Annotated in this window: 14 protein-coding genes; 9 read left to right on the forward strand and 5 right to left on the reverse strand. The window is 64.1% G+C overall.

Annotated elements, in window-relative coordinates:
• Positions 1–158 precede the first annotated feature (158 nt).
• From ccsA to J5M73_RS09960, 3 genes are all read left to right on the forward strand, one after another.
• Positions 159–962, forward strand: coding sequence for a cytochrome c biogenesis protein CcsA (gene ccsA, locus J5M73_RS09950; RefSeq protein ID WP_180988523.1), 804 nt, complete (start codon positions 159–161; stop codon positions 960–962).
• 9 nt (positions 963–971) lie between these two features.
• Positions 972–2,201 (forward strand): transporter associated domain-containing protein, encoded by a 1,230-nt coding sequence (locus J5M73_RS09955; protein ID WP_102861296.1) that lies wholly within the window; start codon positions 972–974, stop codon positions 2,199–2,201.
• 301 nt (positions 2,202–2,502) lie between these two features.
• Positions 2,503–3,819: an MFS transporter gene (locus tag J5M73_RS09960; protein WP_102861295.1), complete on the forward strand. Its 1,317-nt coding sequence runs from the start codon at positions 2,503–2,505 to the stop codon at positions 3,817–3,819.
• Between the two features lie 77 nt (positions 3,820–3,896).
• Here J5M73_RS09960 and purT read toward each other — a convergent pair whose 3' ends face one another.
• The 5 genes from purT to J5M73_RS09985 all read right to left on the reverse strand — a co-directional run bounded on the left by purT (position 3,897) and on the right by J5M73_RS09985 (position 7,126).
• Positions 3,897–5,078 carry a formate-dependent phosphoribosylglycinamide formyltransferase gene (gene purT, locus J5M73_RS09965; protein ID WP_102861294.1) on the reverse strand — a complete coding sequence of 394 codons (1,182 nt, stop codon included), beginning with the start codon at positions 5,076–5,078 and terminating at the stop codon, positions 3,897–3,899.
• 99 nt (positions 5,079–5,177) lie between these two features.
• Positions 5,178–5,645 carry a VUT family protein gene (locus J5M73_RS09970; protein ID WP_102861293.1) on the reverse strand — a complete coding sequence of 156 codons (468 nt, stop codon included), beginning with the start codon at positions 5,643–5,645 and terminating at the stop codon, positions 5,178–5,180.
• Positions 5,646–5,734: 89 nt separating this feature from the next.
• Complete coding sequence (locus tag J5M73_RS09975; RefSeq protein ID WP_102861292.1) at positions 5,735–5,950, reverse strand: DUF1289 domain-containing protein; 216 nt, start codon at positions 5,948–5,950, stop codon at positions 5,735–5,737.
• Positions 5,947–6,471: a gamma carbonic anhydrase family protein gene (locus tag J5M73_RS09980; RefSeq protein ID WP_207815515.1), complete on the reverse strand. Its 525-nt coding sequence runs from the start codon at positions 6,469–6,471 to the stop codon at positions 5,947–5,949. The genes J5M73_RS09975 and J5M73_RS09980 overlap by 4 nt, the downstream gene beginning before the upstream one ends.
• 55 nt (positions 6,472–6,526) lie before the next feature.
• Positions 6,527–7,126 (reverse strand): CoA pyrophosphatase, encoded by a 600-nt coding sequence (locus J5M73_RS09985; RefSeq protein WP_102861290.1) that lies wholly within the window; start codon positions 7,124–7,126, stop codon positions 6,527–6,529.
• 146 nt (positions 7,127–7,272) lie between these two features.
• Here J5M73_RS09985 and J5M73_RS09990 point away from each other — a divergent pair, with 146 nt between their 5' ends.
• The 6 genes from J5M73_RS09990 to ptsP all read left to right on the forward strand — a co-directional run bounded on the left by J5M73_RS09990 (position 7,273) and on the right by ptsP (position 14,072).
• On the forward strand, positions 7,273–7,824 hold the full coding sequence (locus J5M73_RS09990; RefSeq protein WP_102861289.1) for an NUDIX hydrolase: 552 nt from the start codon (positions 7,273–7,275) through the stop codon (positions 7,822–7,824).
• A gap of 49 nt (positions 7,825–7,873) precedes the next feature.
• The gene (locus J5M73_RS09995; RefSeq protein ID WP_102861288.1) at positions 7,874–8,377 is read left to right on the forward strand and encodes a L,D-transpeptidase family protein; all 504 of its coding nucleotides are present in this window, start codon (positions 7,874–7,876) and stop codon (positions 8,375–8,377) included.
• A 274-nt stretch (positions 8,378–8,651) separates the two neighbouring features.
• Positions 8,652–9,383: a GntR family transcriptional regulator gene (locus tag J5M73_RS10000; protein ID WP_102861287.1), complete on the forward strand. Its 732-nt coding sequence runs from the start codon at positions 8,652–8,654 to the stop codon at positions 9,381–9,383.
• 29 nt (positions 9,384–9,412) lie between these two features.
• Positions 9,413–10,519, forward strand: a complete 1,107-nt coding sequence (gene nagA, locus J5M73_RS10005) for an N-acetylglucosamine-6-phosphate deacetylase (RefSeq protein WP_102861286.1) — start codon at positions 9,413–9,415, stop codon at positions 10,517–10,519.
• Positions 10,500–11,522, forward strand: coding sequence for an SIS domain-containing protein (locus J5M73_RS10010; protein ID WP_102861285.1), 1,023 nt, complete (start codon positions 10,500–10,502; stop codon positions 11,520–11,522). The genes nagA and J5M73_RS10010 overlap by 20 nt, the downstream gene beginning before the upstream one ends.
• 27 nt (positions 11,523–11,549) lie before the next feature.
• Positions 11,550–14,072 (forward strand): phosphoenolpyruvate--protein phosphotransferase, encoded by a 2,523-nt coding sequence (ptsP, locus tag J5M73_RS10015; RefSeq protein ID WP_102861284.1) that lies wholly within the window; start codon positions 11,550–11,552, stop codon positions 14,070–14,072.
• The last annotated feature ends 7 nt before the right edge of the window (positions 14,073–14,079 follow it).

The raw sequence follows: 14,079 nt of genomic DNA on the forward strand, positions 1-14,079 counted from the left end.
AAGTGCTCGATGAGCCTGCGGCGTGGGCAGGTCGCGGATTATAGCGAAGACTGTGCGTGGCGGACACCTCGCCGTCTGCTTGCGTGGTCTTTCAGGGCTGTGGGTTCTATGCCAAACTCAGTGACTTTCGGGCTTGCCTAACAGGATTTATGCTCCCCTTGTCACCCAGTTTGCTACCCACCCTCGCCGCCGCCGTCCTTTATGCCGCTGCGACCTTCTATCAAGGCTCTCGCCTGGCCACCGGCGCCAAGGCAAACAAGCGCCTGCTGGTTATGCTGGGCATCCTGGCCCTGCTCGCCCACGGCATCAGCCTGCTGACCCATTTGCTGACCCCGACGGGCCTGGGCCTGGACTTCTTCAGCGCTGCCAGCCTGATCGCTGCCGCGGTCATCGCCCTGACCTTGCTGGCCTGCTGGCGGATTCCCGTGGAAAACCTGCTGGTGCTGCTGTTCCCCCTCGGCGCCCTGACTGCGCTCCTGGCGCAGTTCGTGCCTACCGGAACCGTGCCGGTGATCGATGAGGAACCGGGAATTCTCGCCCACATCCTGCTGTCGATCCTGGCCTACGGCATGTTCACCATTGCGGTGTTCCAGTCCCTCTTACTACTGGTGCAGGACCATCAACTGAAGAACAAGCACCCCTCCGGGCTGATCAGGAACTTCCCGCCCCTGCAAACCATGGAAAGCCTGCTATTCGGTTTTCTCTGGGCCGGTTGGACCCTGCTGTCGCTGTCGCTGATCTCCGGCTGGCTGTTCGTCGAGAACCTGTTCGCCCAGCACCTAGTGCACAAGACTCTGCTGGCCTGCCTGGCCTGGGTGGTGTTCAGCGTGCTGCTGTGGGGCCGCAACCGCCTGGGCTGGCGCGGGCACAAGGCGATTCGCTGGACCCTCGCGGGTTTTTGCCTGCTGATGCTGGCGTACTTCGGCAGCAAGCTGGTTCGTGAATACATCCTGCACATCTGACGACCGGCCATGACCGACTCCTTGCCCTCCGGGCCCATGCTCACGGTAATCGCCCTGCTGATCGTCTGGTCGGGGCTGTTCACTGCCATCGATGCCGCCCAGCAGCACCTGCTGACCCAACGCAACGGCTCACGCTCAGGCGACAAACCGACGGCACAGCTGGCCTTCCCCAAGGAAAGCCTGATCCTGTGCAACACCCTGTGCCGAGTCCTGGCGGTGATCATCAGCACCTTGCTGGCGCTGTTCTACTGGGCGGAAAACGGCCCCTGGCTGGCCTGCCTGATCAGCACCAGCGGCTTGCTGGTACTGGCCGAGTACTTGCCCCGCACCCTGGCTTTGCGCTACCCGGAAAGCACTCTGAGCTTTGGCAACAGCCTGCTGGCCATCCCCATGAAGCTTGTCTATCCCCTGGCCTGGCTGCTGCAGGCCATCGGCCAGTTGCTGTTGCGCCCGTTCGCCGCCAAGGCCAGCGCGGTCAGGCACAGCGACGACGATCCGGCGCTGCTGGACGATGAGCCCGCGCCTCAGGAACACCACGCCCTGTCCGGCATCCACGCCCTGGACAACATCACCGTCAACGACATCCTGGTGCCCCGCAGCGAAGTGCAGGGCATCAACCTCGACGACCCGATCGAAGAGATCATTGCCCAACTGCGCCTGAACAAGCGCACCCGGCTACCGGTATTCCACAGTGATATCAACCAGGTCGAAGCGGTGCTCAACACCCGCCAGATCCGCCACCTGCTGCCGGACGCCAGCCTGACCAAGGAAACCCTGCTGGCCGCCTGCCACGAACCCTACTTCGTCCCCGAAAGCACCCCGTTGCAGTTACAACTGCTCAATTTCCACAAGCAGCAACGGCGCCTGGGCATGGTGGTGGACGAATACGGCGAAGTGCTGGGTATCGTCACTCTGGAAGACATCCTCGAAGAAATCGTCGGCGAGTTCGAAAACGAGCACAGCCTGGACAACCCTCACATCCAGCCACAGGCCGATGGCCGTTATGTGGTGGAGGGCGCGGCATCGATCCGTGAACTGAACAAGAGCCTGGGCTGGCACCTGCCCAGCGACGGCCCCAAGACCCTCAACGGCCTGGTCACCGAAGCCCTGGAAACCATTCCCGACAGCGCCGTGTGCCTGAAGATCGGCCGCTACCGCCTGGAGATCCTCGAAACCGAGGAAAACCGCGTCAGCCGCGTGCTGCTCTGGCACACCAGCAGCGTTCCCGCCCGAGCCTGACTCGATGCTGATGCCTGCGCCTTGAACCTCTGCAAAGGAGTTTCGAGGCCTGGCGCAGTCACGCAAGACCACCAACGACCACAGCCCTTGTTGGATCGTTAGCAGCCTTTCTATAATCGCGCTGCTTACCCAAGCCCCGCAGATCCGCGTGCTACCCGCACCGCAGACGATCCTGCATGCATCACCCGCCACTGTTCGACGCCACTCCCATCCCGAGTGACGACCGCGCCAAACCCACATCCCTGGGTGCTCGACCATAATAATTCGCTCCACTGGAGCACAGACTGTCAGGGATATCCGCATGACGACCAACACCGCCTACAGCGCCTGCGCGCCCGCTCAACCGAGCAATTCCACCACCCGGGTGGCCACCGCCAGTTTTATCGGCACCGCCATCGAGTTCTATGATTTCTACGTCTATGCCACCGCCGCTGCGCTGGTGATCGGACCGGTATTCTTCCCCCAGACGTCCGGCACCGCCCAGATGCTCTCGGCCTTTCTGACCTTTGGCATTGCCTTCCTCGCCCGCCCCCTGGGCTCGGCGCTGTTCGGCCACTTTGGCGACCGTATCGGACGCAAATCGACCCTGGTCGCCTCCCTGCTGCTGATGGGGGTGTGCACCACCCTGATCGGCGTGCTGCCGGGCTACGACAGCATTGGCGCCTGGGCACCGATCCTGCTTTGCGTGCTGCGCTTCGGCCAGGGCCTCGGACTGGGCGGTGAATGGGGCGGCGCCGCTCTGCTGGCCACGGAAAACGCCCCGGCAGGCAAACGCGCCTGGTTCGGCATGTTCCCGCAACTGGGCCCCTCCATCGGCTTTCTCGCCGCCAACGGCCTGTTCCTGGCCCTGGCCATGGGCCTGGATGACGAACAGTTCCGCTCCTGGGGCTGGCGCATTCCGTTTCTGCTCAGCGCGGCGCTGGTGATGGTGGGCCTGTATGTGCGCCTGAAGCTGCACGAAACCCCAGTGTTCGCCAACGCCATGGCACGCCAGGAACGGGTGAAAATGCCACTGGTGGAGCTCTTCAGCCAGTACTGGCTGCCAGTGCTGCTGGGCGCCGCGTCGATGGTGGTGTGCTACGCGCTGTTCTACATTTCCACGGTATTTTCCCTGAGCTACGGCGTCGCTACCCTGGGCTACAGCCGGGAAACCTTCCTCGGCCTGCTGTGTTTCGCAGTGCTGTTCATGGCCGCGGCCACGCCCCTGTCGGCCTGGGCCAGCGACCGTTTCGGGCGCAAGCCCGTGCTGGTTGTCGGTGCCGTGCTGGCTATTCTCTCCGGCTTCACCATGGAACCCTTGCTGACTCAGGGCTCCACCGCCGGTGTAGCACTGTTTCTGTGCATTGAGCTGTTCCTGATGGGGGTGACCTTCGCCCCGATGGGCGCACTGCTGCCGGAACTGTTTCCGACCCACGTGCGCTATACCGGCGCTTCAGCGGCTTACAACCTGGGGGGCATTGTCGGTGCATCGGCCGCCCCCTTCTTCGCCCAGAAACTGGTGGCGATGGGCGGGTTGAGCTGGGTAGGCGGGTATGTGTCGGGGGCGGCAATCCTGAGCTTGATCGCGGTGCTGTGCTTGAAGGAAACGCGCAATAACGATCTGAATCGGGTCGTCTGAGCGACCGCTTCGCGAGCAAGCTCGCTCCTACAGGTTCAATGCAAACCTTGTGGAAGCCAGCTTGCTCGCGATGTTTCTCAGAGTTCGACCACTACCGCTTGCGCAGCGCGGGTCGCCTTGGCCCGGGCGGCCTCGATCGACTCATCACGAGCCAGAGCCACGCCCATGCGGCGCTGGCCGTTGACCTCAGGCTTGCCGAACAGGCGCAGCGCAGTGTCCGGCTCGCTCAGGGCGACGCCGAGGTTGGCGAACGCGGTCTGGGTGGATTTGCCTTCTACCAGAATCACTGCCGAAGCCGATGGACCGAACTGACGGATCAGCGGAATCGGCAAGCCGAGGATCGCCCGCGCATGCAGGGCGAACTGCGACAGATCCTGGGAAATCAGGGTCACCAGGCCGGTGTCATGGGGACGCGGCGACACTTCGCTGAACCACACCTGATCGCCCTTGATGAACAGCTCCACGCCGAACAGGCCGCGGCCGCCCAGGGCTTCGGTCACTGCCTTGGCCACCCGCTCGGATTCGGCCAGGGCTTTGGGGCTCATGGCCTGAGGCTGCCAGGATTCCTGGTAGTCGCCCTTTTCCTGACGATGACCGACCGGCGCACAGAAAGTGGTGCCGCCTACGTGGCGCACGGTCAGCAGGGTGATCTCGTAGTCAAAATCGATGAAGCCCTCGATGATCACCCGGCCCTTGCCGGCACGCCCGCCTTCCTGGGCGTAGTCCCAGGCTTTCTGTACGTCATCGTCACTGCGCAGCAGGCTCTGGCCCTTGCCCGAGGAGCTCATCACCGGCTTGACCACGCAAGGGAATCCCAGGTCTTGCACCGCCTTGGAATAGTCTTCGAAGGTATCGGCGAAATGGTAAGGCGAGGTCGGCAGGTCCAGCTCCTCAGCCGCCAGACGACGAATGCCTTCACGGTTCATGGTCAGCGAAGTGGCCCGGGCGGTGGGGATTACGGTGAAGCCTTCAGCTTCCAGTTCCACCAGTGTCGCGGTAGCGATGGCTTCGATTTCCGGAACGATGAAGTGCGGCTTCTCAGCCTCGATCACCGCCCGCAGGGCCGCACCGTCGAGCATGTTGATCACGTGGCTGCGATGGGCCACCTGCATCGCCGGCGCATTGGCGTAGCGGTCCACGGCAATCACCTCGACACCCAGGCGTTGCAGCTCGATCACCACTTCCTTGCCCAACTCACCACAGCCACAAAGCAAGACGCGGGTCGCGGTTGGCGACAATGGAGTTCCGATACGAGTCATCTGAAGGTCCTCAAAGGAGCGGATCATCGAGGGCCGAGCGCCAGGCGGGCGACCCATGGGGAAAGAGCGCGGCATTTTACATGAACCGCAGCCTTTGGCTCAGCCGACGCACGCCGCTTTGCGCAAACGCCAGGCCATCGCCAGCCAGACCACGGTGACCCCGGCGAACTTCGACCCCAGGGCGGTCAGCACGACCCCGGGGGTCAGCGCATCGATCATGCCGTAGAAGATGAAGGTATCCAGGGGAATGCTCAGGGCAGAACTGATCCACAGGCGATCATGCAGGGGCCGCTTGGTGATGCTGAACACCAGCCAGTCGATGCATTCCGAGACGGCGAATGCCGTGGCACTGGCCAGAGCAATGGTCGGGTCGGAGGTGACATAGGACAACACCAGGGCCGCCAGCATGGCGACGATGGCGCCATGGCCGAAGCGTGTCTGCACCATGTCCCGCAGGACAAACACCAGCCCGCCCCAGGCCGACCAGACGATATCCAGTTGCGGCGCGACGGAAAAGGCGTAATTGATCAGCACGACGCTGCTGATATAGGTGATCAGGAAAAGCATGGGGGCCAAGGGTACCTATCGGGAAGGAGCACAGGTTACTGCAGGCCCGGGGTTGGGCCAAGAAACCCTTGCGCCGGCGAACGGGCGGATCAGCTTGCCGAGCTGGAGCCGATCATCCACAGCAAGCCACTGGATTTGGCTCGCTCATGGCACAGGGCCAGGACTGCGCGGCGCTCACTGTTGTCCATGCGACTCCAGCGGGTGATTTCATCCACCGTGCGCTGACAGCCGGTGCAGATGTCCTGCTCATCCAGGGCACAGATGCTCACGCAAGGCGAGGCGACGGGTCTTTCAGGGGCAGTCATTGTTCTTGCTCAACCAGGTCTCGGGCATAACGTTGAGCATTATGAACGTAGTGGGCGGCGCTGGCTTCGAGCATTTTCTTCTGAGCATCGGTCAGTTCGCGAACCACTTTGCCCGGCGAGCCCATGACCAGCGAACCGTCAGGTATTTCCTTGCCTTCGCCGATCAGCGAATTGGCGCCGATGATGCAGTTCTTGCCGATCTTCGCGCCATTGAGAATGACCGCGTTGATACCAATCAGGCTGTAATCGCCCACGGTGCAGCCATGCAGCATGGCGTTATGGCCGATGGTCACGCCGGTGCCCAGGGTCAGCGGAAAGCCCATGTCGGTGTGCATCACGGCCCCGTCCTGGACGTTGCTGTGCTTGCCGATCAGGATCAGCTCGTTGTCGCCACGCAACACGGCGTTGAACCATACACTGACCCCCTCTTCCAGCTTGACCTTACCCACCAAGGTGGCGTTCGGGGCCACCCAACTCTGTGGATGGGTGTCGACTCGGGCATCGCCCAGGCGGTATTTCATCTTGTTGTCCTTATGGGTCAGGCAGCCGCGGTTTATGCCATGCCAAGCCATGGCTTCAGGTGTCGATAAAGGATTTCGGCGGGTGATGCAGGCTGATATCGGCGTCGTACAGCAGGTTGACCAGTTCGACCACCATGATCGCGGTCAGACCCCAGATCTTGTACTCGCCGAAGCGGTAGCTGGGGACGTACCAACTGCGGCCCTGATAGTCGATGCGGTGGGTGTGTTCACGGGGGTCCTGGCGAAAGAACTCCAGAGGGACGCTGAAAACGGCAGCGATCTCGGCATCATTGGCCTGGTATTCGACATAGTCGGGAATCACCCCGACGTAGGGTGTGACCTTGATCCCGTGCAGGGAAATCAGTGGGCTCAAGGGGCCGATGACTTCCACCAGTCCCGGCGGCAGGCCGATTTCTTCTTCGGCCTCCCGTAGCGCGGTGAAGATCAGATCCGGGTCTTCCGGATCGCGCCGACCACCGGGGAAGGCCACTTCACCACCATGGGTCGAAAGCCCGCTGGCGCGCAGGGTCAGCACCAGCTCCGGTTCATCGCTGCGGGTGATGGGCACCAGCACCGCAGCCTCGGGAAAACGTCGGTCGGTCTCCAGCGTTCTTGGCGTGTAATGGCTTACCCGATGAAGTAGCTCGTCCAGCATGAGGCATCTCGATCTGTTGGCTACCGTGCATCATGCACCAATCCAATCGGTGGCCCAACCCCTGCTCTCGGGCATGTCGCTTAACGACAACTTGCCGACAATCGGGCGGCGCGCCAAGATAGCCCCAGCCTTTTCGGATACCCCTCATGAAATTTTGCAGCCAGTGCGGCAACCCGGTGACCCAGCGCATTCCCGAAGGCGATTCGCGCCTGCGCTTTGTCTGCGATCACTGCCAGACCATCCATTACCAGAACCCCAACATCGTTGCCGGCTGCCTGGCCACCTGGGAGGGCAAGGTATTGCTCTGCCGTCGCGCCATCGAACCGCGCCTGGGCTACTGGACCCTGCCGGCGGGTTTCATGGAAAACGGCGAAACGGTGGAACAGGCGGCCATCCGCGAAACCTTCGAGGAAGCCTGTGCCCGGGTGCGCAACCTGAATATCTACACCCTGATCGACGTGCCGCACATCAGCCAGGTGCATGTATTCTTTCGCGCCGAGCTGGCGGACCTGGACTTTGCCGCCGGTCCCGAGAGCCTGGAGGTGCAGCTGTTCGACGAAGCCGATATCCCTTGGTCCGAGCTGGCTTTCCGCACCGTCGGTCGTACCTTAGAATGCTTCTTCGCTGACCGGCGGGCACAGGCTTATGCCGTACGCTCCGAATCCATTCCGCCGCTCTCTCAGCCTGCCATCAGTTAAACAATAAAAACGTGCACGGACTCTGTGCGCGCCTGGGGATATCGTGTCAATGCGCTGGTTGCTTGCCCTGCTGTGCTGTTCCGTCGTCACTCTGTCTCAGGCCTCCACGGTGGAAACCCTGGACGGCAAGGTCATCGAAAAGGTCCTGGTGCTCAAGTCCGCCCATCAACTGCAGTTGATCAATGGCGGCAAGCCCCTGAAAACCTATCGGATCTCCCTGGGCAAGAAGCCCAAGGGGCCCAAGCTCATGGAAGGCGATAAACGCACCCCCGAAGGCCTCTACTGGCTCGACTGGCGCAAGACCAGCGACCGCTACAACCTGGCCATGCACATCTCCTACCCGAACATCACCGATGCCGCCCGCTCGCGTCGCGAAGGGGTCAATCCCGGCGGCATGATCATGATCCATGGCACTCCAGACACCGAAGAGTTTCCCGAGCAGTACTTCCACACCCTGGACTGGACCGACGGCTGCATCGCCATGCGCAATGTCGACATGCGCGAAGTCTGGAGCCTGGTCAAAGACGGCACCCTGATCGAAATTCGCCCTTAATCCCTCCAGCACAAAAAATATTTTCCTCCCCGCCGCCCTCCCCCAGCGCGCATACCACTTGGCGACCCACCGCGGGTCGCCACCTCGAGCTATAGCCTTCGCGGCCAGACCTGCCTAATACCACTTCAATCCTTTATCCTCCTAAACACCCCGAAAGCGCCGGATTTACTGCACCTCCACCTGATAGGTGGCGTTGACATGGTATTTAAGTGGTATTAGTTTTTCGGCATTACCGGGCGACAACAACCTCATAACCGCATCGGAAAACCTACAGATGAATCACCTCCTGACCCTGCGTCCCGACGACACTCAGCCGACCCCGCTGTACCTGCAACTGGCTCGCAACCTGGAAGCGGCGATTCACTCCGGCCAATGGAAAGCCGAGCAGGCGCTGCCTTCGGAACGCAACCTTAGCGAACTGCTGGGCATCTCCCGGGTGACTGCGCGCAAGGCCCTGGAAGTCCTCTTCGAACGGGGCCTGATCCGGCGCAGCCAGGGCTCGGGCACTTTCATTACCCCGCGCCTTGAGCAACCGCTGTCGCGCCTTTCCGGCTTCAGCGAAATGCTGCGCCTCAAAGGTTTCGTCCCCGGCTCGCAATGGCTGGAACGCACACTGACCCCGCCGACCCACGAAGAGCTGATCCGCCTCGGGCTGTCGCCCAACGACAAGGTGGCGCGCCTCAAGCGCCTGCGCAAAGCCGACGATGCGGTCATGGCGATCGAGATGAGTACCTTGCCGGCCAGCATCATTGCCCAGCCCGAGGCCGTCGGCGATTCGCTCTACGAGTACCTCGACAGCATCGGCCGTCCCGTGGTCCGGGCCCTGCAGCACATCCAGGCGATCAACGCGTCGGACGAATTCGCCGCCCTGGTGGGCATCGCCCCCGGCACCGCCATGCTGCTGATGACCCGGGTTGGCTACCTGGAAGACAACACACCGATCGAAGTCACCGACACCTATTGCCGCAACGACTACTACGACTTCGTCGCCGAACTGCGACGCTGAATCCGCCCCCTGGAGCCAGAGAAACGCCCATGTCCGAAGACAATATCCTCACGCCCCAAGGCTGGGTCCGCGGCCGCCTGATCCACCAGGACGGCAAGGTCGTCGCCATCGAAGGCAGCCCCTGCGACCCGGCGGACAACGACCTGCCCTACCTGCTGCCGGGCTTCATCGACCTGCACGTCCACGGCGGTGGCGGCAAGGACGTCATGCAAGGCCGCACAGCCTTCGAGACCATCACGCGTACCCATGTGCGTTTCGGCACCACCTCGCTGCTGGCCACCACCATGACCGCACCCAGCGCGGAAATCAGCCAGGTTCTGGCTGAGCTTGGAACCTACGCCGAACAGCGTCCCCAGGGCTGCGCCAGGGTCCTCGGCGTGCACCTGGAAGGCCCGTACATCAATCCCGGCAAGCTCGGTGCACAACCCAACTTCGCCCACACCGCGCTCATGGCGGAAGTGGAGAAGTACCTGCAATTGGCGCCCATCCGGGTGATCACCATCGCCCCGGAAATCGCCGGCCACGACGCCCTGATCCGTGCTCTCAGCGCCCGTGGCGTGCGCATGCAGATCGGCCACACCCTGGGCAGCTACGAAGAAGGCGTGGCCGCCCTCGCCGCCGGCGCCACCAGTTTCACTCACCTGTACAACGCCATGAGCCCGCTGCATCACCGCGAGCCGGGCATCGTCGGTGCGGCCCTGGCTCATGCCCAGTACGCCGAACTGATCCCAGACCTGCTGCACGTGCACCCCGGCGCCATGCGCGTGGCCCTGCGCTCGATCCCCTGCCTGTATTGCGTCACCGACTCCACCGCGGCCGCCGGCATGCCCGACGGCGAGTACCAACTGGGCAGCCACACCGTGACCAAGTGCCTGGGCGGCGTGCGCCTGCCGGACGGCACCCTGGCCGGCAGCACCCTGACCATGGACCAGGCCCTGCGCAATCTGGTGAAGATCGGCCTGCCCCTGGCGGACGCTTCCCAACGCCTGTCGCAATTTCCCGCCGACTACCTCGGCATCCCTGAACGCGGCCGTCTGCAACCTGGCAGCTGGGCCGACAGCGTGCGCCTGGACCGCGCACTCACACTGACCGCCGTCATGGTCGAAGGAGAAGACATTGACTTCAAAAATGCTTGAAGAGGCCCTGTCCTCGCACGCTGCCGTAAGCAGTCAACTGCAGCACCTGGATGCGTCGCTGCTCGAAGTCGCCGGCCGCCTGCGTCGCCAGCCGCCACAAGTGGCCATGACTGTGGCCCGGGGCAGTTCCGACCATGCCGCCAGCTACTTCGCCTACCTGACCATGCAACAGGTGGGCATCCCCGTGGCCTCACTGCCGATGTCGGTGGTGACCATGCAACAGGCCCCCCTGCGGGTCAGCGGCCAGGCGGTGTTCGCCTTCTCGCAATCGGGCCAGAGCCCGGACCTGGTGAACAGCGTGCGCCTGCTGCGCAAGCGCGGAGCCCTGAGCGTGGCCATGGTCAACGCACAAAACAGCCCACTGGAAGCCGCCAGCGAATTCTCCCTGCCGCTGTACGCCGGCACCGAGCAGAGCGTGGCCGCGACCAAGAGTTTCATTGCCACCCTCAGCGCCAGCGCCCGGCTGATCGGTCACTGGAACGAGGACAGCCACCTGCTGGAAGCCGGCCTGGCGCTGCCCGAAGGCCTGCAACAGGCCGCGACCCAGGACTGGGACCTGGCGGTCAACGCCCTGCGCGATTGCCAGCGGCTGATGGTCATCGGCCGCGGTGCCGGCTTCGCCATCGCCCAGGAGGCCGCGCTCAAGCTCAAGGAGACCTCGGCGATCCAGGCCGAAGCCTTCAGCAGCGCCGAAGTGCGCCATGGCCCGATGGCCCTGATCGACCACGACTACCCGTTGCTGGTGTTCGCCCCCCGGGGCGCCGAACAGGGCGGCCTGCTGAGCCTGGCCGCCGACATGCGCCAGCGCGGCGCCAAGGTGCTGCTGGCGGCACCGGATGACATCGGCGAACGGGACCTGACCCTGAGCCGCGCGGAACACCCGGCGCTGGACCCGATCCTGGCGATCCAGAGTTTCTATGTGATGGCCGCCGGCCTGGCCGAAGCCCGCAGCATGGACCCCGACCAGCCGCGTCACCTGAGCAAAGTGACCCGCACGCACTAAGCCCTTTTGATCGATGAGTACTGCGCCATGCACAACAACAATAACGACCTGACGCTCAGTGCCCCCCTCAGCGGGCCTGTCCTGCCGCTACACAGCGTCCCCGACCCGGTATTCGCCAGTGGCGCCATGGGTGACGGGATTGCCATCGACCCGCTCAACGACACCCTGCACGCCCCTTGCGCCGGTGAAGTGATCCAAGTGGCTCGCACCGGGCACGCCGTGACCCTGCGGGCGGCCAACGGCGCCGAACTGCTGTTGCACCTGGGGCTGGACACCGTCGAACTGCAAGGTGAAGGGTTTGCCCTGCTGGTGGAGCAAGGCCAGCAGGTCAGCGCCGGCCAGCCCCTGCTGCGGGTTGACCTGGACCATGTGGCGCAGCATTGCCGAAGCCTGATCAGCCTGTTGATCCTGACCAACGGCGAGAGCTTCGACCTGCGCCCCCTGCCCCTGTCCGCGGTCAAGGTGGGCGAGCCGTTGCTGCACATCAGCCGCCGTGCCAACGCTGACCCGCAACCGCTGGCGCAAGAGCCATCCGAGCAGCAGGCCAGCGCCCGGATCAAGGTGGCCCATCGCGGCGGACTGCATGCCCGCCCAGCCGCCCTGGTGCGCCAGACCGCCCTGGGTTTCAACAGCCATTCGCAACTGACCTTCAAGGACAAGAGCGCCCCCTGCACCAGCCTGATCGCCCTGATGAGCCTGGGTATCGGTGAACAGGATGAAGTGCTGGTCAATTGCCAGGGCGCCGATTGCCAGGACGCCTTGCAGGCGATGCTGCTGACCCTCGGTACCGCCATGGCCGCAGATGCCCATGGCGAAACCCCGGCACCGGCACCGGTCGCCCAACGCCCCGCGGAAGATGGCGTGCTGCCGGGCGTCTGCGCCGCACCGGGCCTGGTGTCCGGGCCATTGGTGCGGCTCAACGCCATGGTCCTGGCAGAGGATCATGGCCAGCATCCGCCCGAGCCCCAACGACAGGCATTGAGTGCTGCCCTGGAGCAGGTGCGCGGAGAAATCCGCCACACCCTGGAGCAGGCCCGGCAACGCCGCGACCAGCAGGAACAGGACATTTTCAGCGCCCACCTGGCCCTGCTCGAAGACCCGACCCTGCTGGACGCGGCCGACGCGGCCATCGCCCAGGGACGCGCCGCCACCCACGCCTGGAGCGCAGCGATTGCCGAGCAGTGCCAGGTCCTGCAACAACTGGACAATCCGCTGCTGGCCGAACGCGCCAACGACCTGCGAGACCTGCAGCAACGCGTTCTGCGGGCCTTGCTGGGCGAAGCCTGGCACTACGACCTGCCACCCGGAGCGATCGTCGCCGCTGAGGAGTTGACCCCTTCCGACCTGCTGCAACTCAGCGCCCAGGGCGTGGCCGGGCTGTGCATGGCCGCCGGTGGCGCCACCTCCCATGTGGCGATCCTCGCCCGCGGCAAAGGCCTGCCCTGTCTGGTGGCCATGGGTCCGGAAGTGCTGGGCCTGGACGGCGACCGCCAGGTGGTGCTGGATGCCGACGGCGGGCGCCTGGAACTGGCACCCGGCCCGCAGCGCATCGCACAGGTGCAACAGGCTGGTGAAACCCTACGCCAGCGCCGTGCGCTGCAACAGCAAAAAGCCCATGAGTCCGCCCTGACCCAGGACGGCCAGCAGATCGAGGTGGCAGCCAACGTGGCTTCCAGCAATGAAGCGCGGGACGCCCACCAGGGTGGCGCTGATGGCGTCGGCCTGCTGCGCACCGAGTTCCTGTTCGTCGATCGCCTGACCGCTCCGGATGAAGCCGAGCAGCTACAGGCCTATCAAGCGGTGCTGGATGCCATGGGCGACAAGCCGGTGATCATCCGCACCATCGATGTCGGCGGCGACAAGCAACTGGACTACCTGCCTCTGCCAGTGGAAGCCAACCCGGTGCTGGGCCTGCGGGGCATCCGCCTGGCCCAGGCCCGCCCGGAACTGCTGGACCAGCAACTGCGGGCGCTGCTCCAGGTCAGCCCGGTGCAGCGCTGCCGGATCATGCTGCCCATGGTCACCGAAGTGGCCGAACTGCTGCATATCCGTCAGCGCCTGGATCGGCTCGCGGTGGAACTGGGACTGAGCCAGCGCCCGGAGCTGGGGGTGATGATCGAAGTACCGGCTGCCGCGCTGATGGCCGAGCAACTGGCGGAACACGCCGACTTCCTGTCCATCGGCACCAACGACCTGTCCCAGTACACCCTGGCCATGGACCGCGACCACGCTGGCCTGGCAGCCCGGGTCGATGCCCTGCACCCCGCCCTGCTGCGGCTGATCGCTCAGACCTGTGCCGGCGCCGAGCGCCACGGACGCTGGGTCGGGGTTTGCGGTGCACTGGCTTCCGATCCGCTGGCCACCCCCGTCCTGATTGGCCTGGGGGTCAGCGAGCTGTCGGTCAGCCCGCCTCAGATCGGCGAGATCAAGGACCGGGTTCGCCAACTGGACGCCGGCCAATGCCGCCACCTCAGCCAACCGCTGCTCAACCTGCCCGGCGCCACCGCAGTCCGTCAGGCCTGCGAACGGCTTTGGCCTCTGCACTCATAACAAGAAC

Origin of the sequence: Pseudomonas sp. 50_B, from assembly GCF_017491625.1 — a bacterium.
Classification (GTDB): domain Bacteria; phylum Pseudomonadota; class Gammaproteobacteria; order Pseudomonadales; family Pseudomonadaceae; genus Aquipseudomonas; species Aquipseudomonas danubii.

What these genes read in the sequence shown, in the direction of transcription:
- J5M73_RS09955 (WP_102861296.1), top strand. Translation starts at nt 972, where the DNA reads ATGACCGACTCCTTGCCCTCCGGGCCCATGCTCACGGTAATCGCCCTG.
- J5M73_RS09960 (WP_102861295.1), top strand. Translation starts at nt 2,503, where the DNA reads ATGACGACCAACACCGCCTACAGCGCCTGCGCGCCCGCTCAACCGAGC.
- purT (WP_102861294.1), bottom strand. Translation starts at nt 5,078, where the DNA reads ATGACTCGTATCGGAACTCCATTGTCGCCAACCGCGACCCGCGTCTTG.
- J5M73_RS09970 (WP_102861293.1), bottom strand. Translation starts at nt 5,645, where the DNA reads ATGCTTTTCCTGATCACCTATATCAGCAGCGTCGTGCTGATCAATTAC.
- J5M73_RS09975 (WP_102861292.1), bottom strand. Translation starts at nt 5,950, where the DNA reads ATGACTGCCCCTGAAAGACCCGTCGCCTCGCCTTGCGTGAGCATCTGT.
- J5M73_RS09980 (WP_207815515.1), bottom strand. Translation starts at nt 6,471, where the DNA reads ATGAAATACCGCCTGGGCGATGCCCGAGTCGACACCCATCCACAGAGT.
- J5M73_RS09985 (WP_102861290.1), bottom strand. Translation starts at nt 7,126, where the DNA reads ATGCTGGACGAGCTACTTCATCGGGTAAGCCATTACACGCCAAGAACG.
- J5M73_RS09990 (WP_102861289.1), top strand. Translation starts at nt 7,273, where the DNA reads ATGAAATTTTGCAGCCAGTGCGGCAACCCGGTGACCCAGCGCATTCCC.
- J5M73_RS09995 (WP_102861288.1), top strand. Translation starts at nt 7,874, where the DNA reads ATGCGCTGGTTGCTTGCCCTGCTGTGCTGTTCCGTCGTCACTCTGTCT.
- J5M73_RS10000 (WP_102861287.1), top strand. Translation starts at nt 8,652, where the DNA reads ATGAATCACCTCCTGACCCTGCGTCCCGACGACACTCAGCCGACCCCG.
- nagA (WP_102861286.1), top strand. Translation starts at nt 9,413, where the DNA reads ATGTCCGAAGACAATATCCTCACGCCCCAAGGCTGGGTCCGCGGCCGC.
- ptsP (WP_102861284.1), top strand. Translation starts at nt 11,550, where the DNA reads ATGCACAACAACAATAACGACCTGACGCTCAGTGCCCCCCTCAGCGGG.